Origin of the sequence: Nocardioides alkalitolerans DSM 16699, assembly GCF_000426525.1 — a bacterium.
GTDB lineage: Bacteria > Actinomycetota > Actinomycetes > Propionibacteriales > Nocardioidaceae > Nocardioides > Nocardioides alkalitolerans.
Window position 1 is genome coordinate 389,355 of record NZ_AUFN01000010.1, and the last position, 24,555, is coordinate 413,909.

At 74.3% G+C, this 24,555-nt stretch carries 27 protein-coding genes; 11 read left to right on the forward strand and 16 right to left on the reverse strand.

The window, feature by feature from the left end; translation table 11 throughout:
- Positions 1-105: 105 nt before the first annotated feature.
- Positions 106-756 carry a hypothetical protein gene (locus K329_RS0102525; protein ID WP_157571529.1) on the reverse strand — a complete coding sequence of 217 codons (651 nt, stop codon included), beginning with the start codon at positions 754-756 and terminating at the stop codon, positions 106-108.
- Between the two features lie 79 nt (positions 757-835).
- Between K329_RS0102525 and K329_RS0102530 the strand changes: the two genes are divergently transcribed.
- Positions 836-1,627, forward strand: coding sequence for an NUDIX hydrolase (locus tag K329_RS0102530; RefSeq protein ID WP_084540934.1), 792 nt, complete (start codon positions 836-838; stop codon positions 1,625-1,627).
- A 3-nt stretch (positions 1,628-1,630) separates the two neighbouring features.
- Here K329_RS0102530 and K329_RS24125 read toward each other — a convergent pair whose 3' ends face one another.
- Positions 1,631-2,560 carry an EamA family transporter gene (locus tag K329_RS24125; RefSeq protein ID WP_052336275.1) on the reverse strand — a complete coding sequence of 310 codons (930 nt, stop codon included), beginning with the start codon at positions 2,558-2,560 and terminating at the stop codon, positions 1,631-1,633.
- Between the two features lie 74 nt (positions 2,561-2,634).
- Here K329_RS24125 and K329_RS0102540 point away from each other — a divergent pair, with 74 nt between their 5' ends.
- Complete coding sequence (locus K329_RS0102540; RefSeq protein ID WP_028471826.1) at positions 2,635-3,534, forward strand: LysR family transcriptional regulator; 900 nt, start codon at positions 2,635-2,637, stop codon at positions 3,532-3,534.
- 31 nt (positions 3,535-3,565) lie between these two features.
- On the opposite strand, the gene K329_RS0102545 is transcribed toward K329_RS0102540, so the two are convergent.
- Positions 3,566-4,537: a co-chaperone YbbN gene (locus tag K329_RS0102545; RefSeq protein ID WP_028471827.1), complete on the reverse strand. Its 972-nt coding sequence runs from the start codon at positions 4,535-4,537 to the stop codon at positions 3,566-3,568.
- Between the two features lie 115 nt (positions 4,538-4,652).
- On the opposite strand from K329_RS0102545, the gene K329_RS0102550 reads away from it, so the two are divergent.
- Together K329_RS0102550 and K329_RS0102555 are read left to right on the forward strand one after the other, a co-directional pair.
- Positions 4,653-5,396, forward strand: a complete 744-nt coding sequence (locus tag K329_RS0102550) for an SDR family oxidoreductase (protein ID WP_028471828.1) — start codon at positions 4,653-4,655, stop codon at positions 5,394-5,396.
- A 48-nt stretch (positions 5,397-5,444) separates the two neighbouring features.
- Positions 5,445-6,578: a serine/threonine-protein kinase gene (locus tag K329_RS0102555; protein ID WP_028471829.1), complete on the forward strand. Its 1,134-nt coding sequence runs from the start codon at positions 5,445-5,447 to the stop codon at positions 6,576-6,578.
- On the opposite strand, the gene K329_RS0102560 is transcribed toward K329_RS0102555, so the two are convergent.
- The 6 genes from K329_RS0102560 to K329_RS0102585 form a co-directional block, all read right to left on the reverse strand.
- The gene (locus tag K329_RS0102560; RefSeq protein WP_028471830.1) at positions 6,557-7,945 is read right to left on the reverse strand and encodes a hypothetical protein; all 1,389 of its coding nucleotides are present in this window, start codon (positions 7,943-7,945) and stop codon (positions 6,557-6,559) included. The two genes, K329_RS0102555 and K329_RS0102560, sit on opposite strands and share 22 nt — an antisense overlap.
- Before the next feature lie 26 nt (positions 7,946-7,971).
- Entirely contained in the window at positions 7,972-8,460 is a 489-nt protein-coding gene (locus tag K329_RS0102565; RefSeq protein ID WP_028471831.1) for a MarR family winged helix-turn-helix transcriptional regulator, read from the reverse strand.
- Positions 8,461-8,467: 7 nt separating this feature from the next.
- Entirely contained in the window at positions 8,468-8,995 is a 528-nt protein-coding gene (locus K329_RS0102570) for a PH domain-containing protein (RefSeq protein WP_043641901.1), read from the reverse strand.
- Positions 8,996-9,022: 27 nt separating this feature from the next.
- Positions 9,023-9,187 (reverse strand): hypothetical protein, encoded by a 165-nt coding sequence (locus tag K329_RS30645; RefSeq protein ID WP_157571530.1) that lies wholly within the window; start codon positions 9,185-9,187, stop codon positions 9,023-9,025.
- 121 nt (positions 9,188-9,308) lie between these two features.
- A complete protein-coding gene (gene meaB / locus K329_RS0102580; RefSeq protein ID WP_052336276.1) occupies positions 9,309-10,325 on the reverse strand; it encodes a methylmalonyl Co-A mutase-associated GTPase MeaB in 1,017 nt (338 codons plus the stop codon).
- 60 nt (positions 10,326-10,385) lie between these two features.
- Positions 10,386-11,573, reverse strand: coding sequence for an acetyl-CoA C-acetyltransferase (locus tag K329_RS0102585; protein ID WP_028471834.1), 1,188 nt, complete (start codon positions 11,571-11,573; stop codon positions 10,386-10,388).
- Positions 11,574-11,765: 192 nt separating this feature from the next.
- On the opposite strand from K329_RS0102585, the gene mce reads away from it, so the two are divergent.
- Positions 11,766-12,218, forward strand: coding sequence for a methylmalonyl-CoA epimerase (mce, locus tag K329_RS0102590; protein WP_028471835.1), 453 nt, complete (start codon positions 11,766-11,768; stop codon positions 12,216-12,218).
- Between the two features lie 41 nt (positions 12,219-12,259).
- Here mce and K329_RS0102595 read toward each other — a convergent pair whose 3' ends face one another.
- Genes K329_RS0102595 through K329_RS0102615 form a run of 5 tightly spaced genes read right to left on the reverse strand, consistent with a single transcriptional unit; the run spans position 12,260 to position 16,605 of the window.
- Positions 12,260-13,045, reverse strand: a complete 786-nt coding sequence (locus K329_RS0102595) for a putative hydro-lyase (RefSeq protein WP_028471836.1) — start codon at positions 13,043-13,045, stop codon at positions 12,260-12,262.
- 32 nt (positions 13,046-13,077) lie between these two features.
- Positions 13,078-13,959 (reverse strand): 5-oxoprolinase subunit C family protein, encoded by an 882-nt coding sequence (locus K329_RS0102600; RefSeq protein WP_245596417.1) that lies wholly within the window; start codon positions 13,957-13,959, stop codon positions 13,078-13,080.
- On the reverse strand, positions 13,956-14,600 hold the full coding sequence (pxpB, locus tag K329_RS0102605; protein ID WP_028471838.1) for a 5-oxoprolinase subunit PxpB: 645 nt from the start codon (positions 14,598-14,600) through the stop codon (positions 13,956-13,958). Before pxpB ends, K329_RS0102600 begins: the two co-directional genes overlap by 4 nt.
- Entirely contained in the window at positions 14,597-15,379 is a 783-nt protein-coding gene (locus tag K329_RS0102610) for a LamB/YcsF family protein (protein ID WP_211225714.1), read from the reverse strand. Before K329_RS0102610 ends, pxpB begins: the two co-directional genes overlap by 4 nt.
- Before the next feature lie 11 nt (positions 15,380-15,390).
- Positions 15,391-16,605, reverse strand: a complete 1,215-nt coding sequence (locus K329_RS0102615) for an NRAMP family divalent metal transporter (protein WP_028471840.1) — start codon at positions 16,603-16,605, stop codon at positions 15,391-15,393.
- Positions 16,606-16,707: 102 nt separating this feature from the next.
- Here K329_RS0102615 and K329_RS24130 point away from each other — a divergent pair, with 102 nt between their 5' ends.
- From K329_RS24130 to K329_RS24135, 3 genes are all read left to right on the forward strand, one after another.
- A complete protein-coding gene (locus K329_RS24130; RefSeq protein WP_043641903.1) occupies positions 16,708-17,430 on the forward strand; it encodes a GntR family transcriptional regulator in 723 nt (240 codons plus the stop codon).
- A gap of 158 nt (positions 17,431-17,588) precedes the next feature.
- Positions 17,589-18,929, forward strand: coding sequence for a crotonyl-CoA carboxylase/reductase (gene ccrA, locus K329_RS0102625; protein WP_028471841.1), 1,341 nt, complete (start codon positions 17,589-17,591; stop codon positions 18,927-18,929).
- Positions 18,930-19,085: 156 nt separating this feature from the next.
- Positions 19,086-20,354: a DivIVA domain-containing protein gene (locus tag K329_RS24135; RefSeq protein ID WP_052336277.1), complete on the forward strand. Its 1,269-nt coding sequence runs from the start codon at positions 19,086-19,088 to the stop codon at positions 20,352-20,354.
- A gap of 81 nt (positions 20,355-20,435) precedes the next feature.
- Here the strand turns inward: K329_RS24135 and K329_RS0102635 are convergent, their stop codons facing one another.
- Entirely contained in the window at positions 20,436-21,443 is a 1,008-nt protein-coding gene (locus K329_RS0102635) for an EamA family transporter (protein WP_028471842.1), read from the reverse strand.
- Between the two features lie 38 nt (positions 21,444-21,481).
- Here K329_RS0102635 and K329_RS0102640 point away from each other — a divergent pair, with 38 nt between their 5' ends.
- The 3 genes from K329_RS0102640 (at position 21,482) to sigK (ending at position 23,720) form a co-directional block, all read left to right on the forward strand.
- Positions 21,482-22,012, forward strand: a complete 531-nt coding sequence (locus K329_RS0102640; protein ID WP_028471843.1) for a CGNR zinc finger domain-containing protein — start codon at positions 21,482-21,484, stop codon at positions 22,010-22,012.
- Positions 22,013-22,177: 165 nt separating this feature from the next.
- Positions 22,178-22,816 carry an acetate uptake transporter gene (locus tag K329_RS24140; RefSeq protein ID WP_052336279.1) on the forward strand — a complete coding sequence of 213 codons (639 nt, stop codon included), beginning with the start codon at positions 22,178-22,180 and terminating at the stop codon, positions 22,814-22,816.
- A 301-nt stretch (positions 22,817-23,117) separates the two neighbouring features.
- Positions 23,118-23,720 carry an ECF RNA polymerase sigma factor SigK gene (sigK, locus tag K329_RS0102650; protein ID WP_028471844.1) on the forward strand — a complete coding sequence of 201 codons (603 nt, stop codon included), beginning with the start codon at positions 23,118-23,120 and terminating at the stop codon, positions 23,718-23,720.
- 25 nt (positions 23,721-23,745) lie between these two features.
- On the opposite strand, the gene K329_RS0102655 is transcribed toward sigK, so the two are convergent.
- Positions 23,746-24,555, reverse strand: coding sequence for an alpha/beta hydrolase (locus K329_RS0102655; RefSeq protein WP_028471845.1), 810 nt, complete (start codon positions 24,553-24,555; stop codon positions 23,746-23,748).

Sequence of the window (24,555 nt, forward strand, 5' to 3'; positions counted from 1 at the left end):
GTGGTGGTTTAACCGCTCGAGCGGCGAAACTGCCGCCCGGTCCGGCCCCGCCGCCCGGCCCGGTCCGGCCCCGCCGCCCGGCCCGGTCCGCCCCGCCGGCCGGGCTCAGCCCGCCAGCACCGTGTCGGTGATCTCGGTGCAGGCCTCGGTGAAGGCGTCGACGTCGCCACTCAGGTCGACGAGCGGGGCGGTCTGGTCGTCGAGGCGGCACAGGAGCGCCTCGCCGTCGCGCACCACGAGGCCCTCGAGCTTCGCGATCGTCAGGCCGGGCACGTCGGAGACGCCGGGCTCGAGCATCTCGTCGTTCGTGACGCACATGTGGGCCTCGTCGAAGCCGTCGAGCTCGAGCGTCTCGCAGTCGAGGAAGGCGTCGGGCTCGGTGAAGAAGTTGACCGGCGGGTCGCTCGGGTAGAACTCGGCCACCAGCTGGCGCGTGAACATGTCGGTGTCGAGCCAGCCGCAGGCGTAGTACTGCGTCGCGCCGTCGGCCTCGGGGTCGCCCACCGTCAGCTGGTCGGGCGGGATGACCTCGAAGGTCTCCGTGCCGAGCACGGCGTCGAGGTTCGCGGGCGGGGTGTCGCACGCCGTGCCCTCGAACTCGGCGTTGTCGGTGGCCTCGATCGCGAAGTCGCCCGACCGGTCGACCTCCGCCTCCCCCTCGTCGGTGTCGTCGCCGCTGCACGCGGAGACGGCCAGGGCGAGGGCCACGAGCGTGGCGGCGGGACGGAGGACACGGAGGCGGGATGCGGCGAGCACGACGCGCACCCTACGGGTCTCCGGCGACGGTCGGGTGACGCCCCCGTGACCGTCGCCGCACGATCAGTAGGGTGGTCGGGTGACCGCACCCTCCCTGCCGACCGTGCACGTCGTCACCCTGTCCCCTGGGGTCGCGCAGGTGAGCTGGTCCCCCGTCCCGACCGGCGAGTGGGGTACGGCGGTCGAGGCCGTCCGGCGCGAGGTCGAGAGCTCGCTGGCCTCCCACGGGCGTGTCGAGGCCCGGGTGCGCGAGGACGACGCCGTCGGCCAGCGCGTCGCGACGTGGGCGGGCATGCGCCGCGAGGGCGTCCTGCGCGGCCTGCCGCTCGAGGAGGGGCCCGTCGACCACGTGCTCTACGCGCGGCTCGTCGACGACCTGGCCCCCGACCGCCCCGAGGGCTTCCGCTCGCTCCTCAACTCGTTCCTGCCCCGCAAGCGGGCGATCGGCCAGATGCTCGTGCGCGACCAGGTCGGCCGCGTGCTGCTGTGCCAGCTCACCTACAAGCGCGACTGGGACCTGCCCGGTGGCGTCGTCGAGGTGAACGAGTCGCCCCGGCTCGCGACGTCGCGCGAGGTGCTCGAGGAGCTCTCGGTCGAGATCCCCGCCGGACCGCTGCTGCTCACCGACTGGCTGCCCCCGTGGAGCGGCTGGGACGACGCCGTCACCCTCGTCTTCGACGGCGGCGTGCACGACGGCGAGGCCCTGCTCGACGCGGCCGTCCGGGAGGAGCGCGAGATCAAGGGCCTCGCGTTCTGCACCCCCGAGGAGGTCGCCGAGCGCTGCGCCGACTTCACCGCGCGCCGCATCGACGCCGCCCTCACCGCCCTGCGCGACGGCAGCGGTCCCGCCTACACCGAGTCGGGTCGCTGAGGTTCAGCGCACGGGTGCCGCCACCACCGCGGTGACGGGCACGTCCTCCGGCGACTCCTCCGGCGTACGACGCCCGCGGCGCCGCAGCGGCACCAGGGCCACCAGTGCGCCGACGAGCAGCACGGCGCCGCCGACGACCTCGAGCGGGGCCGGACGGTCGCCCAGCAGCAGCCACGCCGAGACCATGGCGACGACGGGCACGACGAGGATCCACGGCACCACCTGGGCGGACCGGTAGCGGCCGAGCAGCGTGTTGAAGATGCCGTAGCCGACGAGCGAGGCGAGGCCGGCCGTGTAGAGCGTCGAGAGCAGCGCCTCCCAGCCGAAGGCGGCGATGCCGTCGGCGACCTCGCCGGGCCCGTCGAGCAGGAGGGCGAGCGCGAACGCGGGCACCGGCACGACGAGGCCCGACCACACCGTCAGCGACAGCCCGCCGGTCACCCCCGAGGCGCGGGTGGCGACGTTGCCCATCGCCCACGACAGGGCGCCCGCCAGGCACAGCAGGAGCGCCAGCAGCGAGGTGGAGGTGTCACGGCCGCCCGCGACGACGGCGAGCCCGACGCACCCCACGACGACCCCCGCGACCTGCCGGACCGAGGGCGTCTCGCGCAGGACGCCCGCCGCGATGACGATGGTGAGCAGCACCTGGGCCTGGAGCACCAGCGCCGCGAGGCCGGGCGACATGCCGGCGTGGAGGGCGGCGTACAGGAACCCGAACTGGCCCAGCGACATCAGCAGCCCGATGAGGGCGACGGTGCGCCACGGCGCCTGCGGGCGCGGCACGAGGAGGACGGCGGGGAACGCCACGACGACGAACCGCACGGCGAGGAACAGCAGGGGTGGCACCCCCGCCATGCCCCACTCGATGACGACGAAGTTGAGGCCCCACAGCAGGGCGACCAGCAGGGCGAGGAGAGTGTCTCGGCGGCTCACGTGGCCCAGTCTTCCGACACCCGACCATGAAGCACCAGCGAATTGATCTACACGCTTCCATGTAGCATCCCTGCATGATCGACCTCGCCGCCCTGGCCGCCCTGCGTGCCGTCGACCAGCACGGGTCGGTCGTCGCCGCCGCCGACGCCCTCGGCTTCACGCCGAGCGCGGTCTCCCAGCAGGTGAAGCGGCTCGAGCGCCAGGCCGGCCTCGGGCTGCTCGAGCGGGTGGGCCGCGGGGTGATGCTCACCAGCGCGGGCCGGCAGCTGGTCGACGACGGCGGCCGGCTGCTCGCCGAGGTCGAGCGCATCGAGGCCGACCTGCACGCCAGCTCGGGCACGGTGGCCGGGCACGTGCGGCTCACCACCTTCTCCACGGCGATGCGCGGGCTGGTCGCGCCGGCGACCCGGCGACTGCTGTCCGAGCACCCGGCCCTCACCGTCAGCCTCACGGAGGAGGAGCCCTGGGAGGCGGTGGACCTGGTCGCCCAGGGTCACGTCGACGTGGCGCTCGCGCACTCCTGGGGCGACGTGCCGCTGGCGGTGCCCGACCACGTGACCCAGACGGTCGTGGGCCACGACGTGGCCGACGTGGTCGTGCACCGCGACCACCGGCTGGCCGGGCACGCCGTCGTCACCCCGCACGACCTGGTCGACGAGGGCTGGATCGCGACCCCGCCCGGCACCATCTGCCGAGAGTGGCTGGGCCGGATGTACGACGGCACGGGGCAGCAGCCGCGCATCGCCCACCAGTCGCGCGAGTTCGACTCGCACCTGGCCCTGGTGGCGGCCGACCTCGGGATCGCGCTGCTCCCCCGGCTCGGGCGGGCACCGCTGACGACCGACGTCGTGGCCGTCGAGGTCACCGACCCCGTGCCCACCCGGACGATCACGGCGCTGCACCGTCGCAGCACGGCGTCGTCGCCTGCGGTCCGGGCCGTGCTCGACACCCTGGTCGCGCTCGGCCCCGCGTGAGCGGGCGTCGGGCGCGCCTCGGGAGCCCGGCTCAGAAGAGCGCGGAGGCGAGCAGCTGCCGGCCCCGGGCCACGCGCGGGTCGCCGTTGCCGACGGTGCCGAACAGCTCGACGAGGTGCTGACGGGCCTGCTCGCGCTCGTCGCCCGCGGTGCGGCGCACGACGTCGATGAGCCGCGCGAACGCGTCCTCCACGTGGCCGCCGAGCAGGTCGAGGTCGGCCACGAGGATCTGCGCGTCGACGTCGTCGGGCGCGGCTGCCGCGGCCGCACGGGCCGTGTTGAGGTCGACGCCCTGCGTGCGCTGCAGCACCTTGGCCATCGCCAGGCCGGCCGAGGCCTCGGCGTCGGCGGGGTTGGCCGCGACGAGCTTCTCGTACTCGGCGACGGCACCGTCGATGTCGCCGGCCTCGAGCGCGTCCTGGGCGGGCGCGTAGCGGGGGTCGAGCGGGGGCTCGGCGTCCTCGTCCTCGGTGGGGGCGGGCGCCGTGCCGAGCGGCTGGTGGCGCTGCACCATGCCCTGCGACGCGACCTGCTGCATCACCTGGGTGAGCGCGGCACGCAGCTCGTCGATCGGCAGCACGTCCTGGAACAGCGGCGCGGGCCGGCCGTCGAGCACCGCGACGACGAGCGGGATCGAGGGGATCTGCATGGCCTGGGCGATCTGGGGCGAGGCGTCGATGTCGACCAGCCCGGCGAGGAAGCGGCCCTCGAACTCGCCCGAGAGCGCGGCGACGTCGTCGGCGAGCTGTCCGCTCTCCGGCATGCGGGTGCGCGAGAAGAAGACGAGCAGCACGGGGGCGGTGCGCGAGGCCTCCAGCACCGCCTGGAAGTTCTGCTCGTCGACCTGCGTCGCGTACGCCGACGGACCCGCCGCTCCGGCCCCGGGACCGCCGCCCGCCCCTGCGGCGGGGCCGGCCGGAGCCGCACCCGGGGCTCCGGGCGCCGGCCGCTTGAGGGCGGACAGGTCGATGGCACCGGGACGGGAGAAGGGCTGCTGCGTCATACCCGCCATTGTGGCGGATCCGGCGGAACGGCCGCTCCGGGGGTGGTCCGGGCATGGGGAGCGCATGCCATGATGAAGGCTCTCTGACGACTTCTCGGGCACCCAGGGATCACTGTTGAACTATCCGCAGTACGACTACTCGGGCCGTCGCGTCCTCGTGGCCGGTGGCACGGACGGCACGGGCCTGGCCATCGCGCACGCCTTCGCCGACGCCGGCGCCGAGGTCACCGTCACCGGCTCCCAGCACCTCACCGGCTTCTACGACGCCGACCTCTCCCGCTTCGGCTACCGACAGCTCGCGCTGGAGCAGCCGGAGGCGATCGTCGCGTTCGCCGACGCCACCGAGCGGCTCGACGCCCTCGTCGTCGCCGGCGCCCCGGAGCTGCCGCGCCACCTCGGCGACTCCGAGCGCGAGTTCGTCGCGGAGGCGAGCCGGCTGGGGCTCGTGGGCCCGGCCCAGCTCGTACGGCGCCTGCGGCCCTCCCTCTCGGCGAGCCCCGCGCAGGGCGGCGGCTCGGCGGTGTGCACGACGGCCGCAGCCGGCTGGTGGGCACTGGGCCGCCGCGGGGGCCCCGACCCGACCTCGGGCCTCGCGAGCGCGACGCGCGACCTGGGGGCGTCGCTGGCGCGGTACGGCGTGCGCGTCAACGCGGCGCTGGCCCCCGTGCCCGCCGGGCAGGCCTACCACGTGCAGATCGACCGGCACGCCGCCCACTCGAGCGGCACGCTGCTCACCCGCCCCCGCCGCGTGCGCGGCAGCCTGGCGGAGGCGACCCGCTCCGCCGTGGTCGACGTCGTGCTGTTCCTCTCCAGCGCGGGAGCCGCCGGGCTCACCGGCCAGTCGATGCGTGTCGGCTGAGGCCGCGGTCGCCGGACCCCGGCCGCCGCAGGCCCTAGAGTGGCGCGCGTGGGTGAGGTCTTCGCGGGGCGCTACGAGCTGCTCGAGCCGATCGGCATGGGTGGCATGGGCACGGTCTGGACGGTGCACGACCGGGCCGACGACCGGGTCAAGGCCGCCAAGATCCTGCGCCAGTCCGACGCCGCGTCGCTGCTGCGCTTCGTGCGCGAGCAGTCGGTACGCATCGACCACCCGCACGTCGTGACCCCCGAGTCGTGGGCCGGGATGGACGACCGGGTGCTCTTCACGATGCCGCTGGTGCGCGGCGGCTCGCTCTCCGACCTGCTCAAGGAGCGCGGCGCCCTGCCGCTCCCCTGGGTCGGCGCGATCCTCGACCAGGTGCTGGCGGCCCTCGAGGCCGTGCACGCCGCCGGGGTCGTGCACCGCGACGTCAAGCCCGCCAACATCCTGCTCGAGCCCACCGGGCACGCGCGCCCCCACGTGCGGCTCACGGACTTCGGGGTCGCGGCCCCCGTCGACGAGCCCCGCATGACCCGCGGGTCCGCCGCCATCGGCTCTCCCGGCTACATGGCCCCCGAGCAGTGGCACGGCAGCGACCCCGACCCCCAGCAGGACGTCTACGCCGTGGGCCGGGTGGGCCTGGAGATGGTGACGGGCACGCGTCCGGCGGCCGGCACGGCCGAGGTCGAGCTCGCCACCTGGCCCGAGCCCCGCGACCTCGCCGAGCGGCTGGTGGCCGTGCTGCAGCACGCCGCCTCCGAGGCGCCCGAGGACCGGCCCGCCGACGCCTCCGCCCTGCGGGCGGCGCTCGCCGAGCTGCGGCTGCAGGAGGTGACCGTCGCCGGCCCGCCCGTGTTCGTGCGCGAGCGGCTCGCCGAGGCGTCGTACCCGCCCCAGGGCACCAGCGGACCCACGGCCGCGATGACGAGCGGCCGCACCGCCCCGATGGGCGGCCGACCCACCCGCGCCGACCACCGCGCCGACCACCGTCCGGTCTCCGGTGACGACGTCACCCGCGCCGGCACCTCGGTGCTCCCGGCGGGTGCGCCCCGACCCGGCGACCACCTCGGTGCGCACCCGCACGGCGAGCGGCCCCGACGGCGGCTCGTGCCCGGGCTGGTCCTGATGATGCTGGGCGCGGTGGCCGCGGCCGTCGGCGCCTACCTGCTCCTGACCGCCTGAGGGCGGCGCCGCACCAGCACCAGTCCGGCGCCGAACGCGACCAGGCCGCCGGCGAGCAGGGCGCCGCCCGTGACGTAGCGGGCCACCGACGCACCCGCGCCGCCGACCTCGCCGGCCGCGGCCGTGACCTCGTCGGCCGACTCCCCCTCGGCGAGCAGCAGGGGCGGGTTCTCCGTGTAGGCCGGCGGGTCGTCCACCTCGCCGTCCACCTCGAGGCGCAGCGTGTAGTCGACGTCCACCTGGACGTCCTCCTCGCCCTCCTCCAGGCTCGAGTCGGCGGCCACGGACAGGACCACCAGGTACTCACCGGGGAGGAAGGGACCGCTCAGGTCGTCGAACCGGTCGAGGTAGCCGACCGGGCCCGTCAGTGCCTGGGAGGTCGTCGGGTCCGCGCTCAGCGACGACGAGGTCGTCTCGGTGCGGGCCGCGGAGAGCAGCGGCGAGAGCACGGTGACGCCGAACGTGCGCCCGAAGCCGACCTCCTCCACCTCGTCGGCCGAGAGACCGCCGGCGACCCCCTCCGCGACGAGGGTCTGGCCCCAGCCGAGGCGGACCCGGTAGGCGACCTGCTCGCCCGTGCCGACGGTGCCGCGCAGGATGCCGGGCTCGACCAGCGGAGCGTCGACGACGCCGCGTCCGCCGGCCTGCGTGACGGGGTCGCCGTCCACGTCGGCGCCGCGCACCTCCGCACGCTCCCGGGCCCGGGGCAGACCGTCCACGTCGTCGACCGGCGACTCCTCGACGACCCGCACCCAGATCGGCGAGGTCTCCTCGACGGTCGTGGAGGACCGGTCGACGGCGACGCGCACCTCGGTGGTGTCGGCGCACGGCGGCGCGGACGTCTCGTCGGCCCCCGGGTCGCCCGCACCGACGGCGAGGGCGACGTTGAGCAGCGTCCGCTCGCCGTTGAACCGGGTCGCGCTCTCGGTGCCGCAGTCGTCGCCGTCGGGCGCGGAGACCTGCACGCGGAACTGGTCGTCGGCGCCGAGGGCGTAGCCCGGCGAGGTCACGGAGACGTGCACCGTGCTGCCGGGGATCTCGCGCCGGTAGCGGTAGTAGAGGCTCGACTCGTCGCTGTCGGTGGGTCCGAGCTCGGCACGGCTCCACCCGGCGACGAGCGCGGCCGGCGCACCGAGGTCGTGGCTCTCCACCACGGGCGCGTCGGCCGGCAGCGCCAGCTGGCCGTCACCCGTGCCGGCCGCCGTGTCCGCCTCGTCCGCGTGCGCGGGACCGGCGCCGAGCCCGACGAGGAGCACGGGCGCGGTCAGCAGCAGCGCGGCACCCACCCGTACGGCGCGGGCGGCGGCACCGACGACCGGGGAGGACGGCCGACGGGAGGGGCGGCGGAGCGGGGAGGGCGTGGACATCGCGCTGATCGTACGAGGTCGCGGGCTCAGAAGTCGCCGGCGTCGCGCCGTACCGGCGCCAGCAGCTCGGAGAGCGCTCCCGGCCCGTCGGGGCCGAGCGCGCCGAGGGCGAAGTCGGCGGCGACGAGGTCGGCGGTGGCCCGCTCGACCAGCGCGCGTCCCTCGTCGGTGATGGCGGCCAGCACGCCCCGGCCGTCGTCGGGTCGCGGTCGACGCTCGACGAGGCCCGCCGACTCGAGCCGGTTGACGATCGACGTCACCGAGGTCGGGTGCACCTGGAGCCGCTCCCCCATCTTGCCGAGCGGCAGCGAGCCCCGCGACGAGAAGACGAGCAGCACGAGCGCCTCGTAGCGGGCGAACGTGAGGCCGTGCGGCTTGAGCAGCGCGTCGAGGCGACCGATCACGAGCTGCTGCACGCGCATCAGGGACGTGACCGCGTGCATGACGTCGGCGCCGTCCCACCGCTCGCGCCACTGCCGCTGGGCCTCGTCGATCGGGTCGAAGGGCAGGCTCACGACGCGCTCACATCATCTCCGGACGACGACCGCGCAGCCCGGAGCGCTGCACCACCCGCTGGATCGCGAGGTCGCGCTCGTCGGGCCGAGCGACGAAGCGGATGTCGCGCAGGCCCTGCGCCTGGGCCGCGGACTCGAAGACGAAGTGGCCGTAGCCGAGCACGCGCCCGATCAGCGGCTTCTTCACCGTGATGTCGAGGATGCGCTGCAGCGGCATGGTCGCGAGCTGCTGCGAGAAGACGCCGTGCACGCGGTAGACGCGCATGTTGGTGATCACGAAGCGGTCCATGTGCACGGTGAGGGCCTTGTAGACGCCGTACAGGCCGACGACCACGGCCGCGACCAGCGGCGCCCACCCCCAGTCGAGCCGGGTGAAGGGCACCACGACCAGCAGGAGCAGCGCCACGACCAGGATGAGGCCGGGCACGATGTAGGAGACCCAGTGGTGGCGGACCTCGTCGACGACGTCCTCGCCCTCGTCGCGCAGCAGGTGCCGCCCGATGTCGGGGTCGGTGAACGCGGCGATCAGACCCATGCGTCGCTCACCGGCACGGCCGGACCCTCAGAACAGCTCACCGATGAAGCGGATCACGGCCTGGAACATGTTCACCAGGCCGTCCCACGCCTCGCCGCCGCCGTCCCGGGCCATCTCGGCCAGACCGTTGGGGTCGGTGAACATCCAGAAGCCGAGGAACACGACGAGCAGCAGGAGCAGGACCTTCTTCACGTGTGCGTCGCTCCATCCTCGTCGGGGGTGTGCACCGTCCCGGGCACAGTGCGCCCCCGTTCCTACCAGGCGCCGGGGCGCCCGTGGCGCAGGCGCGCCCGCTCAGGCCGTGTCGAGGGGGTCAGGAGGGGCCGCCGGCGTCGTCGGTCGCGGCCAGCAGGGCGTCGGCGGCGGCGTACGGGTCCCGACGGCCGGCGACGACGTCGTCGGCCAGGTCGTCGAGCCCGGCGGCGCCCGAGAAGCCCGCCCACGTACGGCGCAGCTCGGTCATCGCGAGTGCCTCGACCTCCTCGCGGGCGCGCCGACGTCGTCGTACGGCGCGTTGCCCCGACGAGTCCAGCCACTCGCGGTGCTCGACCAGCGCGGCGACGACCTCGCCGACGCCCTCGCCGGTCTGGGCGGTGGTCGCGAGGATGGGCGGACGCCACGCGTCGGCGGGGCGGTCGGCGAGGGCGAGCATGCCCCGCAGCTCGCGGCGCACCTGGTGGGCGCCGTCGCGGTCGGCCTTGTTCACGACGTAGAGGTCGCCGACCTCGAGGATGCCGGCCTTCGCGGCCTGGATGCCGTCGCCCATCCCGGGGGCGAGGAGCACGACGGTGGTGTCGGCGAGCCCCGCGACCTCGACCTCGCTCTGCCCGACGCCGACGGTCTCGACGAGCACGGTGTCGAACCCGGCGGCGTCGAGCACGCGCAGCGCCTGCGGGGTGCTCCAGGAGAGCCCCCCGAGGTGCCCGCGCGACGCCATCGAGCGGATGTAGACGCCGGGGTCGGTGGCGTGGTCGCCCATCCGCACGCGGTCGCCGAGCAGGGCACCGCCCGAGAAGGGGGACGACGGGTCGACTGCGAGCACGCCGACCCGCTGGCCAGCGCGCCGCAGCTCGGCGACCAGCGCGCTCGTGGAGGTGGACTTGCCGACGCCCGGGGCGCCCGTGATGCCGACGACGTGGGCGTGGCCGGTGTGCGGCGCGAGCGCCGCCATGGCCTCGCGCAGCTCGGCGGTGCGGCGCACGCCGTCCTCGACCAGCGAGATCAGCCGCCCGACCGACCGTGCCTCGCCGCGGCGGGCACCGGCGACGAGGTCGGGGACCGACACCTGTCGGCGTCGGCCCCCGCTCGTCGTGCGGTCGTGCTCCGTCATGCGGGGCTCATCCGCGGCTCCCGCGACGGCTCCCGCGACGGCCCCCGCGACGGGTCAGCGTCACGCGGGGACGCGGATGATGAGGGCGTCGCCCTGACCGCCGCCGCCGCACAGCGCGGCCGCACCGATGCCGCCGCCGCGGCGCTTCAGCTCGAGCGCGAGGTGGAGCACGATGCGGGCGCCCGACATGCCGACCGGGTGGCCCAGGGCGATCGCGCCGCCGTTGACGTTGACCTTCTCCTCGTCGATGCCGAGGTCACGGGCCGACTCGATGCCGACGGCGGCGAAGGCCTCGTTGAGCTCGAAGAGGTCGATGTCGGAGACCTCGATGCCCTCCTTCGCGGCGGCCTTGCGGATCGCGTTGGCCGGCTGCAGCTGCAGCGTGGAGTCGGGGCCGGCGACCTGGCCCGACGCGCCGATCTCGGCGATCCAGCTCAGGCCCAGCTCCTGCGCCTTGGCCTTGCTCATCACGATCACGGCAGCAGCGCCGTCGGAGATCTGCGAGGCGGAGCCCGCCGTGATGGTGCCGGTCTTGCTGAACGCCGGGCGCAGCTTGCCGAGCGACTCCGTGGTGGTGTCGCCGCGGATGCCCTCGTCGTCCTTGACGACGACCGGGTCGCCCTTGCGCTGCGGGATCTCGACGGGCACGATCTCGTCGTCGAACACGCCGTTCTTCTGCGCGGTGGCCGCGCGCTGGTGGCTGCGGGCCGAGAACGCGTCCTGCTCCTCACGGGTCAGCTTGTCGACCTCGACGTTGCGGTACTCGGTGAGCCCGCCCATCGGCTGGTCGGTGAACTGGTCGTAGAGCGCGTCGTAGGCCATCGAGTCGACCAGGCCGGTGTCGCCGTACTTGAAGCCCTCCCGCGACTTCTGCAGCAGGTGGGGCGCCTGTGTCATCGACTCCATGCCGCCCGCGACGACGATCTCGTGCTCGCCGGCGCGGATCAGCTGGTCGGCCAGCGCGATCGCGTTGATGCCCGAGAGGCACACCTTGTTGATGGTGATCGCGGGGACGTCCATCGGCACGCCGCCCTTGACCGCGGCCTGGCGGGCCGTGATCTGGCCGGCGCCGGCCTGGATGACCTGGCCCATGATCACGTAGTCGACCTGCTCGCCGGCGACGCCGGCCTTCTCCAGCGCGCCCTTGATGGCGACGCCACCCAGGTCGGCGCCGCTGAGGCCCTTCAGACCGCCCAGCAGGCGGCCGATCGGGGTGCGCGCTCCGGCGACGATGACGGACTCGGACATGGGTGCCTCCAGTGATCGGGACGCTCGCGGGACCCACCCACCTGCGGCGGGCCGCGACGTACGGCTTGCCGGCCAAGATACCGACGAGTCACATCGTGGACGAGAGGTGGACCGCGAGCAGTGCTGTTGTCGTGCGGGTCACACTGCGGGACGCAGTGTTGCACCCACGATGCGATCCGGCACGATGCCCTCATGTCTGCAGCGCTGGAGATCCCCGAGCACCTGTTCACCGCCATCGACCACGTCGGCATCGCCGTCGCGGACCTCGACGCGGCCATCGAGTTCTACGAGACCACCTTCGGCATGAAGGTCGCCCACCAGGAGACGAACGAGGAGCAGGGCGTGCGGGAGGCCATGGTCGCGGTCGGCGACTCGGGCTCCTTCATCCAGCTGCTCGCCCCGCTCACGCCGGAGTCGACGATCGCCAAGTTCCTCGACCGCTCCGGCCCCGGCCTGCAGCAGCTCGCCTACCGCGTCACCGACGTCGAGGCCGTCTCCGCGATCCTGCGCGAGCGCGGCGTCCGCCTGCTGTACGACGCCCCCCGCCGCGGCACCTCGGACTCCCGCATCAACTTCGTGCACCCCAAGGACGCCGGCGGCGTGCTCGTCGAGCTCGTGCAGCCCGCGGCGGCCGCGCAGCACTGAGGCCTGCCGGACGCCCTCCCGGGTCACCGGCGAGCGGCCGCTCAGGGCTCCCGGTGGTCGTCGTCGCGTGCGTCGGTGACGAGCATGTGGCCGGGCGCGTGGGCGATCGCCAGCGCCGGGCGTGACTCGACCACCGCGGCCTGGGGCGTGACGCCGCAGGCCCAGAACACCGGTACCTCGCCGTCGCGGACCGTCACGGCGTCGCCGTAGTCGGGCGCGGCGAGGTCCATGATCCCGAGCGCGCCCGGGTCGCCGACGTGCACGGGAGCGCCGTGCACGGCCGGATAGCGGGCGGTGATCCGGACGGCGTCGGCCACCCGGTCGGCGGCCACCGGCCGCATCGAGACCACCAGCGGGCCCCCGAGGGCGCCGGCGGGCCGGCAGCGCCGGTCGGTGCGGTACATGGGCACGTTCACGCCCTCCTCCCAGTGCCGCATCCCGATGCCCGCGGAGACGAGGGCGTCCTCGAAGGTGAACGAGCACCCGATCAGGAACGCCACGAGGTCGTCGCGCCACCACCGGGTGACCTCGGTCGGCTCGTCGACGAGCTCACCGTCGACGAACACCCGGTAGCGCGGCGCGTCCGTGCGTACGTCCCCGTCGAGGATCGGGCCCGAGACGGCGCCCGGCTCGAGCACGTCGAGCACGGGGCAGGGCTTCGGGTTGCGCTGGGCGAACAGCAGGAAGTCGAACGCGTCGGTGCGCGGGAGCACGAGCAGGTTGGCCTGCGTCCACCCGGCGCTCCACCCGGCGGTCGGGGTCACCAGCCCGTCGCGGAACAGCCGCCTCGCCGCGTACGGCGCCAGCCCCGCCGGGTCGGTCGGCACCCGCGGTTCGGCGGGCCCCCTCGCCCTCGCGTTCATCGCGTCACCCATCGGAACCGCACCTCCTCCCCCGGCCGCACCTGGGCGGCCAGGTCGACGTCGGCGTCGACCACGACCGCGACGACGGGGTAGCCGCCGGTCACGGGGTGGTCGGCCAGGAACACGACCGGCTCACCGCTGGGCGGCACCTGCACCGCACCGCGGCACGCGCCCTCGCTGGGCAGCTGCCGGTCGCCGTGGGCGGGGGCGAGCAGACCCTCGTCGCGCTCGAGGCGCACCCCCACCCGGTTGGAGCGCGACGACGTCGTCCACGAGCCCGTCACGAGAGCGTCGACGTCGTCGACCCAGTCGTCCCGGGGGCCGCGCACGACGCGCAGCTCCACCGCCCCCGCGCCGAGGGCGGGCAGGGGCACGGCCTCCACGAGCGGCTCCCCCGCGACGTCGTCGCCCACGGCGAGCTCGTCGCCGTCGGCCAGGGGGGCCGGACCGAGACCGGCCAGCACGTCGTGGCTGCGCGATCCGAGCGTCACCGGGGCGTCGATGCCCCCGCGGACCGCGAGGTAGCTGCGGAGGCCGCGGGGCGACGTACCGAGACGCACGACGTCACCCGCCCGGGCCGCGACGACGGCACCGGCACCGACCTCGCGGCCGCCCACCTCCACCGTCACCGGGGCCCCCGTGACGCACAGCCACAGCACCCCGTCGCCCGTCACCTCGAGCTCGAGGCCGCCGAGCGTGACCTCGAGCGCCGCCGCTCCGGGGGCGTTGCCGACGGCACGGTTGGCGAGCGCGTGGGCCGCCCGGTCGGCCGCGCCGGAGCGGCCGACGCCGATGCCGGCCTGGCCGGTGCGGCCGCGGTCCTCGACGTACGTCGGGCCGCCGACCCGGCGCACCCGGAGACCGACCCGGGCGCTCACGGGCGGGCTCCGACGTCGACGAACCGCACGACCCCGCCGGGGCGCAGGAGGGCCGGCGGGTCGCGGTCGAGGTCCCAGAGGGCGAGCGCGGTGCGGCCGATCAGCTGCCAGCCGCCCGGGGAGGCCCGGGGGTAGACGCCCGAGAACTCGCCGGCGAGGCCGACGGACCCGGCGGGCACCTCGGTGCGCGCGGAGTCGCGGCGCGGCACCTCGAGCCGGGGGTCACCGCCGACGAGGTAGCCGAAGCCCGGGGCGAAGCCGCCGAACGCCACCCGCCACGTGGACGCGGTGTGGGCCTCCACGACGGCGGCCTCGTCGAGCCCGGTCAGGCGGGCGACGTCGGCGAGGTCCGGGCCGTCGTAGGTCACGGGGATCTCGACGACGTCCCCGGGGTCGGCGACCGCGTCGGAGCGGACCGGGGCCGGCTCCACCCGCGCGAGACGGGAGCGCAGCGCGTCGAGGTCGTGGCCCGGCCGCAGCGTCACCAGCACGGTGCGGGCGGCCGGCACGACGTCCTCGACCGGGCCGTCGTGGCCCACCAGGCCGGCGGCGAGCAGTGCGTCCGACCAGGCGACGACCTCGGCCGCGTCGGCGACCTCGACGAGGACGGCCCGGTCGCCGTACGGGAGCAGGCGGGTCACACGAACGACCGCAGCTCGACGCCGGCGTCGGTCAGCCCGGCCCGCACGGCCTGCGCCATCGCGACCGCGCCGGGCGAGTCGCCGTGCACGCACACCGAGTCCGCGGCCACCGCGATCTCGCTGCCGTCGACGGCCGTGAGGCGCCCGGTCGTCACCAGGCGCACGACGCGCGCCGCCACCTCGGCGGGGTCGTGCAGCACCGCGCCGGGCTCGCGCCGGGAGACCAGGGTGCCCTCCGGCGTGTAGGCCCGGTCGGCGAAGGCCTCCGTGACGGTGCGCAGCCCGGCGGCCTCGGCCGTGGCGAGCAGCACGGAGCCGGGGAGGCCGAGGAGCGGCAGGCTCGCGTCGTACGCCCGCACGGCCGCCACGACCGCGGCGGCCTGCGCCTCGTGGTGCACGACGGTGTTGTAGAGCGCGCCGTGCGGCTTCACGTAGGCCACCCGGCCGCCGGCCGCCCGGGCCATCGCCTCGAGGGCGCCGACCTGGTAGAGCACGTCGTCGGCCAGCTCGGCCGGCTCGACGTCGATGAAGCGCCGCCCGAAGCCCGCGAGGTCGCGGTAGCCGACCTGGGCACCGATGACGACGTCGCGCTCGACGGCCCAGGCGCACGTGCGCCGCAGCGTCGTCGGGTCGCCGGCGTGGAAGCCGCAGGCCACGTTGGCGCTGGTCACCTGCGCGAGCACGGCCTCGTCGTCGCCGAGCTGCCAGCGGCCGAAGGACTCCCCCACGTCGCTGTTGAGGTCGACGGTGATCCCGTCCGTGATCTCGTTCCTGGTCATCGCGGGTCCCCTCAGAGCTCGGTGATCGGCGTGATCGAGTTGTAGGCGAGGTAGAGCGTCAGCAGCCAGGCGAGCACGCCGATGCCGAGCAGCCACCTCGGGTAGCGGTAGCCGTGCAGCAGGTCGCGACGGCGCCACGCGATCCACAGCAGGATGCCGAACCCGATCGGCAGGATCATGCCGTTGAACGCCCCCGCGAAGACGAGCAGCGTCACGGGCGCCTGCTCGATCAGCAGGTAGATCACGGTGGTGAGCACGATGAAGCCGACGGTCAGCAGGTTGCGGGTGCGGTCGGAGGTGCGCGAGGTCGTGATGAACGAGACCGAGGTGTACGACGCACCGATCACCGACGTCAGCGCCGCGGCCCAGAGGATGAGCCCGAAGACGCGGAGGCCCACCTCGCCCGCGGCGGCCTCGAAGGCGCTCGCGGCCGGGTTGCCGGCGTCGATGGAGGCGCCGCCCGCGATGACGCCGAGGATCGCGAGGAAGAGGACCACGCGCATGAGGCCGGTGACGAGGATCCCGACGACCGAGCTGCGCGAGATGTCCCGCACCGCCTCGGGCCCCGTGGTGCCCGAGTCGAGCAGGCGGTGAGCGCCGGCGTACGTGATGTAGCCACCCACCGTGCCGCCGATGATCGTGGTGACGGCCAGGACGTCGAACTCGGCCGGTGCCACGACGCTGGTGAGCGCCTCGCCGACCGGTGGTCCGGAGGTGAGGGCGATCGCCGCGGTGGCCACGATCATCAGCAGACCGAGGAGCACGACCACCCGGTCGAGGGCCATGCCGGCCCGGTGGCTGAGGAAGATCGCGGCCGCGAGGGCGGCGGAGATCGCGCCGCCGATCTTCGGCTCCAGCCCCAGCAGCGCGTCGGTGCCGAGGCCGCTGCCGGCCACGTTGCCGATGTTGAAGACCAGGCCGCCGACGACCACGAGGCCGGCGAGCACCCAGCCGGCTCCGGGGGCGACGTCGCCCGCGAGCTCGTGGGCGCGCCGACCGGCGACGCCGATGACGCGCCAGACGTTCAGCTGCACCGCCACGTCGACGAGGATCGAGAGCACGATCGCGCACGCGAACGCCGCCCCGAGCTCGAGCGTGAAGGTGGCGGTCTGGGTGATGAAGCCGGGTCCGATGGCGCTGGTGGCCATCAGGAAGATGGCGCCGAGCAGGGCTGATCGACGACTCGCCGAGGTGACGGCGTCCTTGAGGGGCGGGGTCTCGCTCATGGGTGGGGGCCTTCCTGGTCCGAGCAGCAGGATCGGTTCACCGTAGGGATTGTTCAACAATCCTGCAATCCCCTGTCGCTCCCGGGTCGTTAGGGTCTGCTCGTGCCGACGTCCGAGCTCGACCCCCTCCTGACCTCGCTCGCGGACGCCCGACGGGCCCGTCGCACGGTGATGAGCACGTCCGCCGATCGAGCGGCACGACTGCTCCGCGAGCAGGTCGTGGAGGGCGCCCTCACCTCGGGCACCCGGTTGCCGGAGGTCCGGCTCGCCGAGGCGCTGGGCGTCTCCCGCAACACGCTCCGCGAGGCCCTGAGCCAGCTCGTGGCCGAGCGCGTGCTGCGCCGCGAGGAGCACCGCGGTGTCGTCGTCGCGACCCCGTCCGTCGACGACGTCCACGACGTCTACGCGGCTCGCCGCATCATCGAGCCCGCCGCGGTGCAGCACGGCGTCGCGCACGACCCGGAGCACCTCGACGCCCTCGAGCTCGCGGTGCGCGAGGGCCACGCCGCGGCCGCCTCGCACGACTGGCGCGGCGTCGCCAGCGCCAACCAGCACTTCCACCGCGCGGTCGTCGGCCTCGCCGGCAGCGCCCGGCTCGACGCCCAGATGGACCTGCTGCTGGCGGAGATGAGGTTGTTCTTCAACCAGATGCCGGACCCCGAGCCGTTCCACACGCCCTACCTCGACGAGAACGCGATCATCGCGGCCCACCTGCGCTCGGGCCGTCGGGCCGAGGCGGCGACGCGCCTCGCGTCGTACCTGCGCACCGCCGAGGAGCAGCTCGCACTGGCCTTCACGACAGGCGGCGCGACCCGGGGCCGTTGACCGCACGGGCACCGGCTGCAACGCTCCCGCAACCGGGTGGCGCCGACAGTGCTGCCACCTCGGGAATGAGACGCAGACCACGTTCGAGCCCACGGCTGGTTACTGACGGGTATCTTGCGCTCGGCCCGTCCACCTCGACCTCCAGGGAGACCCCAGTCGTGCAGAACATCCTCGACGCGATCCTCGCCGGCGACACCGCCAGCGGTGACTTCGCGAACCTCGACCTGCCCGAGTCCTACCGAGCGGTGACCGTCCACGCCGACGAGGTCGACATGTTCGAGGGCATCGCCACGCGCGACAAGGACCCCCGCAAGTCCCTCCACGTCGAGGACGTCGCGCTGCCCGAGCTCGGCCCCGGCGAGGCGTACGTCGCGGTGATGGCCTCGGCGATCAACTACAACACCGTGTGGACCTCGATCTTCGAGCCCGTCTCGACGTTCGGCTTCCTCGAGCGCTACGGCCGACTCTCCGAGCTCACGAAGCGCCACGACCTGCCCTACCACGTGGTCGGCTCCGACCTGGCCGGCGTCGTGCTCAAGACCGGTCCGGGCGTCACGAAGTGGAAGCCCGGCACCGAGGTCGTCGCCCACTGCCTCTCGGTCGAGCTCGAGGACCCCGCGGGCCACGACGACACGATGATGGACCCCCAGCAGCGCATCTGGGGCTTCGAGACCAACTTCGGCGGCCTGGCCCACATCGCGCTGGTCAAGTCGAACCAGCTGCTGCCCAAGCCGGCCCACCTCACCTGGGAGGAGGCCGCCTCCCCCGGGCTGGTCAACGCCACCGCCTACCGCCAGCTCGTGAGCAAGAACGCCGGCCAGATGAAGCAGGGCGACAACGTCCTCATCTGGGGCGCCTCCGGCGGCCTCGGCGGGTTCGCGACCCAGTACGCGCTCAACGGCGGCGCCAACCCGATCTGCGTGGTCTCCAACGAGGAGAAGGCCAAGATCGTGCGCTCCATGGGCGCCGAGCACGTGATCAACCGCTCCGAGGAGAACTGGAAGTTCTGGAACGACGAGGGCACCGAGCAGAACCCCAAGGAGTGGCAGCGCCTGGGCAAGAAGATCCGCGAGCTCACCGGCGGCGAGGACATCGACATCGTCTTCGAGCACCCCGGCCGCGAGACCTTCGGCGCCTCGGTCTACGTGACCCGCAAGGGCGGCACCATCACCACCTGCGCCTCGACGACCGGCTACATGCACGAGTACGACAACCGCTACCTGTGGATGAACCTCAAGCGCATCGTGTCGTCGCACTTCGCCAACTACCGCGAGGCCTTCGAGGCCAACCGCCTCATCGCCCAGGCCAAGATCCACCCCACCCTGTCGCGCACCTACAGCCTCGACGAGGTCGGCCAGGCCGCGCTGGACGTGCACCACAACAAGCACCAGGGCAAGGTCGGCGTGCTGTGCCTGGCCCCCGAGCAGGGCCTCGGCGTCCGCGACACCGAGCTGCGCGAGAAGCACATCGACGCCATCAACCGCTTCCGCGGCGTCTGACCTGCTCGTTCGCCGGGTCGTCGCACGCGCGACGACCCGGCGGACGCGCCCGGTGTCGCGACGACCCTGGGATCACGCGCCCCCATCCGCAACACTGGTGCCAGCGCCCGCCCCCACCGAGCGTCCGAGACTGCGGCACAGAGGAGTCATCCACACATGAGCGACAAGGGACTGTCGATCTTCGACGAGGAGCCGGACACCGGCTCGACGCCGACCCAGCCCAACCCGCGCGTCGGCGACCCCGACAAGCAGCAGACGCAGGTGATCCCCGCCGTCGGCTCCGCGCCCTCCCCCACGACCGCCCCCCGATCGCAGCCCGCTCCCAGTCGCCCCGCCGTGCCGCCCCGTCCCACCACCGGCGCCCCGGCGCCCGTCGGACCGGGAGCCGGGCCCACGGGCCACACGCGCGGCGTCGTGCCGGCGCTGCCGCTCGTGCGGCGCGGCGGCTACGACAAGGACGCCGTCGACCGCACGCTCCAGCAGATCGCCGACGAGAAGGCCGGCCTCGGCAGCAGCCTCGCCGTCTCCGAGCAGCGGGTCGCCGAGCTCGAGGCGCACCTCGACGCCGTGAGCAAGCAGCTCGCCGAGGCCAAGAACCCGACGTACGCCGGGCTCGGCGGCCGCGCCAGCGAGATGCTCCGCCTCGCCGAGGAGGAGGCCGACGAGGTCCGCACCAACGCGCAGGCCGAGGCCCAGGACATCCTGGAGCAGGCCACGCGCGACGCCCGGGCCATCCGTGCCGACGCCGCCCGCGAGGCCGAGGACATGCGCTCCGTGCAGCTGCGCGACCTCGAGGACACCCGTTCGCGCATCATCGCGGACGCCGAGCAGGAGCGGTCCCTGGCCCGTTCGGAGGGCGCCGACCTCGTCGCCTCCGCCAAGCGCGAGGCGGCCCAGCTGCGGCTCGCGGCCGAGCAGGAGTCGAACGACCTGCGCAGCAGCGCGACCCGCCAGGCCGAGAAGCTCCGTGCGGGCGCCGACCGCGAGGTCCAGGAGGCCCGCCGGGCCCTGGCCGTGGAGAAGGAGCGGCTCGCCCGCGAGGCGGCCGACCACCACGCCAACGCCATGGCCCAGACGAACCAGATCGTGGTGGAGGCCGAGGAGCGCGCCGCGGCGGCCGAGGAGCGCGCCCGCGAGGCGATCGCCCAGAGCACGTCGCAGCGCGAGCAGGCGCAGCGCGAGGGCGAGGCCCTGCTGAGCCGCGCCCGCCGCGAGGCCGAGCAGATCGTCGTCTCGGCCCGCACGCAGTCCGAGTCGATCACCGCCAGCGGCCAGGCCGAGGCCGCCCGCGAGCTCGCCGCGACCAAGGCCGAGACCGAGCGGATGGCGAAGCGCCGCGACGCCATCGCCGCCCAGCTCGGTGCACTGCGCGACGTGGTGGCCGGCTTCGCCGACGACGCCGTCGACGAGAAGCCGCGGGGCTGACCTCCGCGCACGCACGACCTGCTCGTACGACGACGGGCCCGGGGCTGATGCCCCGGGCCCGTCGTCGTGCGTGGTGCCGTCTCAGGCGGCGTCCGCGACCTCGGCGGTCTCGGGGTCGCCCACCCGGACGGCGCGCACGTCGCGCTCGCCCAGCTTGACGACGATGACCCCCACGAGGATGAGCAGGCCGCCGGCGAGCTGGACCGGCCGCGGCAGCTCGCCGAGCAGCAGCCAGGCGAACACGAGCGCCATCACGACCTCGAAGAGGGCCACGAACGAGGCCAGCCGCGAGCCGAGCCGCCGGCCGGCGGCGATGCCCGTGACGTAGGCCAGCGCCGCCGTCACCAGGCCGAGGCCCACGACGGGCACCCACCAGGCGACGACGAGGTCGCCGTACGCGACGTCGAGGGTGTTCGCCCGCATGGGCAGCACGCCGACGAGGCCGGCCGTGCCGAGCGCCACCGCGCCGACGAGCAGGCCGCCGCCCGCGAGGACCGTGCCGGGCAGGCCGTTGTCGCCGTCGGCGGAGATCACGAAGTACGTCGCCGCGCCCACCATGGCGCCGAGGCCCCAGAGCACGCCGACCACGTTGAGGCTCACGCCGGTCACGACCTCGAGCACGAGGGCGAGGCCGACCGCGGCGATCACCGCGCCGAGCACGGTGACGCGGCCGGGACGCTGCCCGTGCCGCAGCCAGAGCCAGACGACGACCGCGACCGGCGCCGTGTACTCGATGAGCAGCGCCACCCCGACCTGCAGGTAGGAGACCGCGTAGAAGTAGCAGAGCTGCGCACCGGCGACGGCCAGCACGCCGTACAACGTCACGGTGCCCAGGTTGCGGGGGTTGCCGACGAGCAGCCCCCAGCGGCCCCGCAGCGCGAGGAGAGCGGGCACCAGGAGCACGGCGGCGGCGAGCGCCACCCGGGCGGTGACGGCGGCGCCGGCGGTCCAGCCGGCGTCGAGCAGGCCGCGGGCGAGCGCTCCCGAGAGGCCGAACGCCGACGCGGAGACCAGCGCGAAGCCGAAGCCGGCGGCGAGGCGCGAGGGCGGCGCGGCCAGCGCCGGCATGTCAGGAGTCAACGTCGTCATGACTCGTGACAGTAGACCGGGGTTGGTAAGGTGTCAAAATGCTTTTCGCGCATGACACCGAGATGTCCCTCACGGCTGCCGTGGTGCTCGCCAACAGCGCGGAGGAGCCCGACACCCTCACGACGGTGGCCGAGCTCGACACCTTCTTCGCCGACTTCCGCTATGCGGGCCGCCACGACCGCACGACGGCCGAGCTGGAGGAGGTCCGCGCGCTGCGCCCGCGCCTGCGCACCCTGCTCACGAGCGAGCGCGACGACGCGGTCGAGCTGGTCAACACCCTGCTCGCCGAGGCCCGGGCCCTGCCCCAGCTCGCGCGCCACGACGGCTGGGACTGGCACCTCCACGCCATCGACCCCGACAGCCCGCTGCACGAGCGCATCGCGGTCGAGACGGCGATGGCGATGGTCGACGTGATCCGCTCCGACGAGATGTCGCGCCTGGGGCTCTGCGCCGCGGACGACTGCGAGGGCATCGTGCTCGACCTCTCCCGCAACCGCTCGCGCAAGTTCTGCAGCACCACCTGCGGCAACCGCACGGCGGTGGCGGCCTACCGGGCCCGCCAGGCGTGAGCGACGACTGACCACCGCCGTACCTCTCCGCGGGGTGGACGGCGGCCCGCGGGAGGCCTCTCCCGGAGGGGGCCGCGCCTGGTCGTCCGGCCGGTCCGGGGGCCCGGTGCGCGACCTAGCGTCAGCGGCCAGTGATCCACGCCACCCGTCGCCCCGGAGGACCCCATGACCGCCATCCACCCCGACACCGCCGTCGGCGAGCACCTCGCCCCGGTCCCGCCGCCCGACTCCACCGCCACCCCCTCGACCTACGGGGACCCGTTCGCCCTGGGCCTCGCGAGCTTCGGCATCTCCGCCCTGGTGCTGGCGAGCGTGATGTCCGGCCTGATCGACCCCGTCGCGACGCCGGCGGTGCTCTCGCTGGCCTTCGCGCTCGGCTTCGGCGTCGAGCTCGTCGCCGGAGTCATCCACTACCGCCGGGGTGAGACCTTCCCCGGCATGGTGTTCACCGCGTACGCCGGGTTCTGGCTCAGCTACGCCCTGCTGGTGCAGTTCTACGTGCCCCAGGTCGTCGCCGCCGGAGGTGACCCGGCCGACATCGTCGGGATGTTCCTGCTCGCGTGGGGCATCTTCTCGGCCTACATGCTGCTGGCCGCGCTGCGGACGAACCTCACGACGATCGCGATCTTCGTGCTGCTCACCGCGGTCTTCGTCGTCGCCGCCCTCGGCAGCTTCACGGGCAGCACGGGCACCGGCGAGCTCGCGGGCTACCTGCTGATCGCCGACGCCGCCCTCGCGCTCTACGCCTCGGCCGCGATCATCGTCAACGGCACCTGGGAGAGGACGGTGCTGCCCGTGCCGTGAGCCCGGTCGTGGCGGGGTGTCGCGACGCCCCGCCACGACACCGTGTCCCGACACCGTGTCGCCGACCGGTGGTCCGGACCGGTCCGTGTCGCTCGCCCGACCTCCCTCCCCGCTGTCGGGATCTGTGGTCCACTGAGTCGCCCGATCCGGTCATGGCACGGTCGTGGTCGGGTACCTCGCAGGAGCACTCGCTGGCCCGCCCCCACGCGGACGAACGGATGGAACCTCGCTTGCCCCACGACGTCGCACGACCGGTGGTCGCCACCCCCACGATCCTCCGCCCGCACGGGGCGGAGCGCCCGTGAACGCCCTCCACCCGGTCCCCGCCGACGACTCCGCACCCCCGGACCCGCAGGCCCGCGCCGCCGAGCTGCTCCGCCTGTCGGCCCGGGGCGACGAGGCGGCCTTCGCCGAGCTGTACGACGCCACCTCCGCCCGCGTGCACGGCATGGTGCTGCGGGTCATCCGCAACCCGGCCCAGGCCGACGAGGTCACGCAGGAGGTGTTCCTCGAGATCTGGCGCACCGCCAGCCGCTTCGACGCCGACCGCGGGTCCGCGATGTCGTGGCTGATGACGATCGCGCACCGCAAGGCGGTCGACCGGGTCCGGTCGGCCGAGGCGTCGACGAAGCGCGACACGTCGTACCACCAGGAGAACCAGCCCGTCGACCACGACGCCACCGCGGAGGCCGCCCACGCCTCCATCGAGGCGCAGCGTGTCCGCACCGCCCTCGAGTCGCTCAGCCCCATGCAGAACGAGGCGCTGCGGCTCGCCTACTTCGGCGGCTACACCCACACCGAGGTGGCCGCGATGCTCGGCCTGCCGCTCGGCACCGCCAAGACCCGCATCCGTGACGGGCTGATCCGTCTGCGCGACGCCATGGGCGGCGTCCAGCCCGTCTGAGACCGACCGGGGCTCCAGGACCCGGTCAGGCGCCGGTGTCCCGCTGGGCCGGCCCGGGCACCGGGACGTCCTTGTACGCCGCCAGGTTGTGCGCGTTGTAGGCGCTCGTGTCGGCGGTGGTCATGGGGCCGTCCCACTCGCGCGGCAGCGGTACGGCGACCCCCGGCGCGACCCGGGCGACGATCTCGTCGAGCACCGTCTCCGCGTCGCCCACCCAGAGGTGCTTGCCGCCCTCGACGGCGACGACCTCGGCCTGGGGCACGGCGGCGAAGCGCTCGCGGGCCTCGGGCGGCCGGAGGTAGTCGTCGTGCTCCGGCACGATCGCCGTGAGCGGCCGGCCCGACTCCGCCCAGGCCGCGAGGTGCTCCGGCTTCGAGTAGCGCAGCGGGGGGCTCAGGAGGATCGCGCCCTGCACCAGCGGGTCGAGCCCGTGCATGAGGGTCACGTCGGTGCCGAAGGACCAGCCCACCAGCCAGACGTTCGGCAGCTCGGCGAACTCGGCGTGCTCGATGGCCGCTGCGACGTCGAAGCGCTCACCGACGCCGTTGTCGAAGGTGCCCTCGCTGGTGCCCTGCTCGCTCCACGTGCCGCGGGAGTTGTAGCGCAGGACGGCGATGCCGGCGAGCGCGGGCAGCCGGAACGCCGCCTTGCGGAAGACGTGGCTGTCCATCATGCCGCCGTGGGTGGGCAGGGGGTGGAGGCAGATGATCGTGGCCACCGGGTCGCCCGACTCGGGCAGCGCGAGGTTCGCGACCAGGTCGAGACCGTCGGCGGTCTGGAGGGTCAGCTCCTCGCGACGCGCGGGGAGGACGGAGTTCGCTCGGATCTTCTGCAC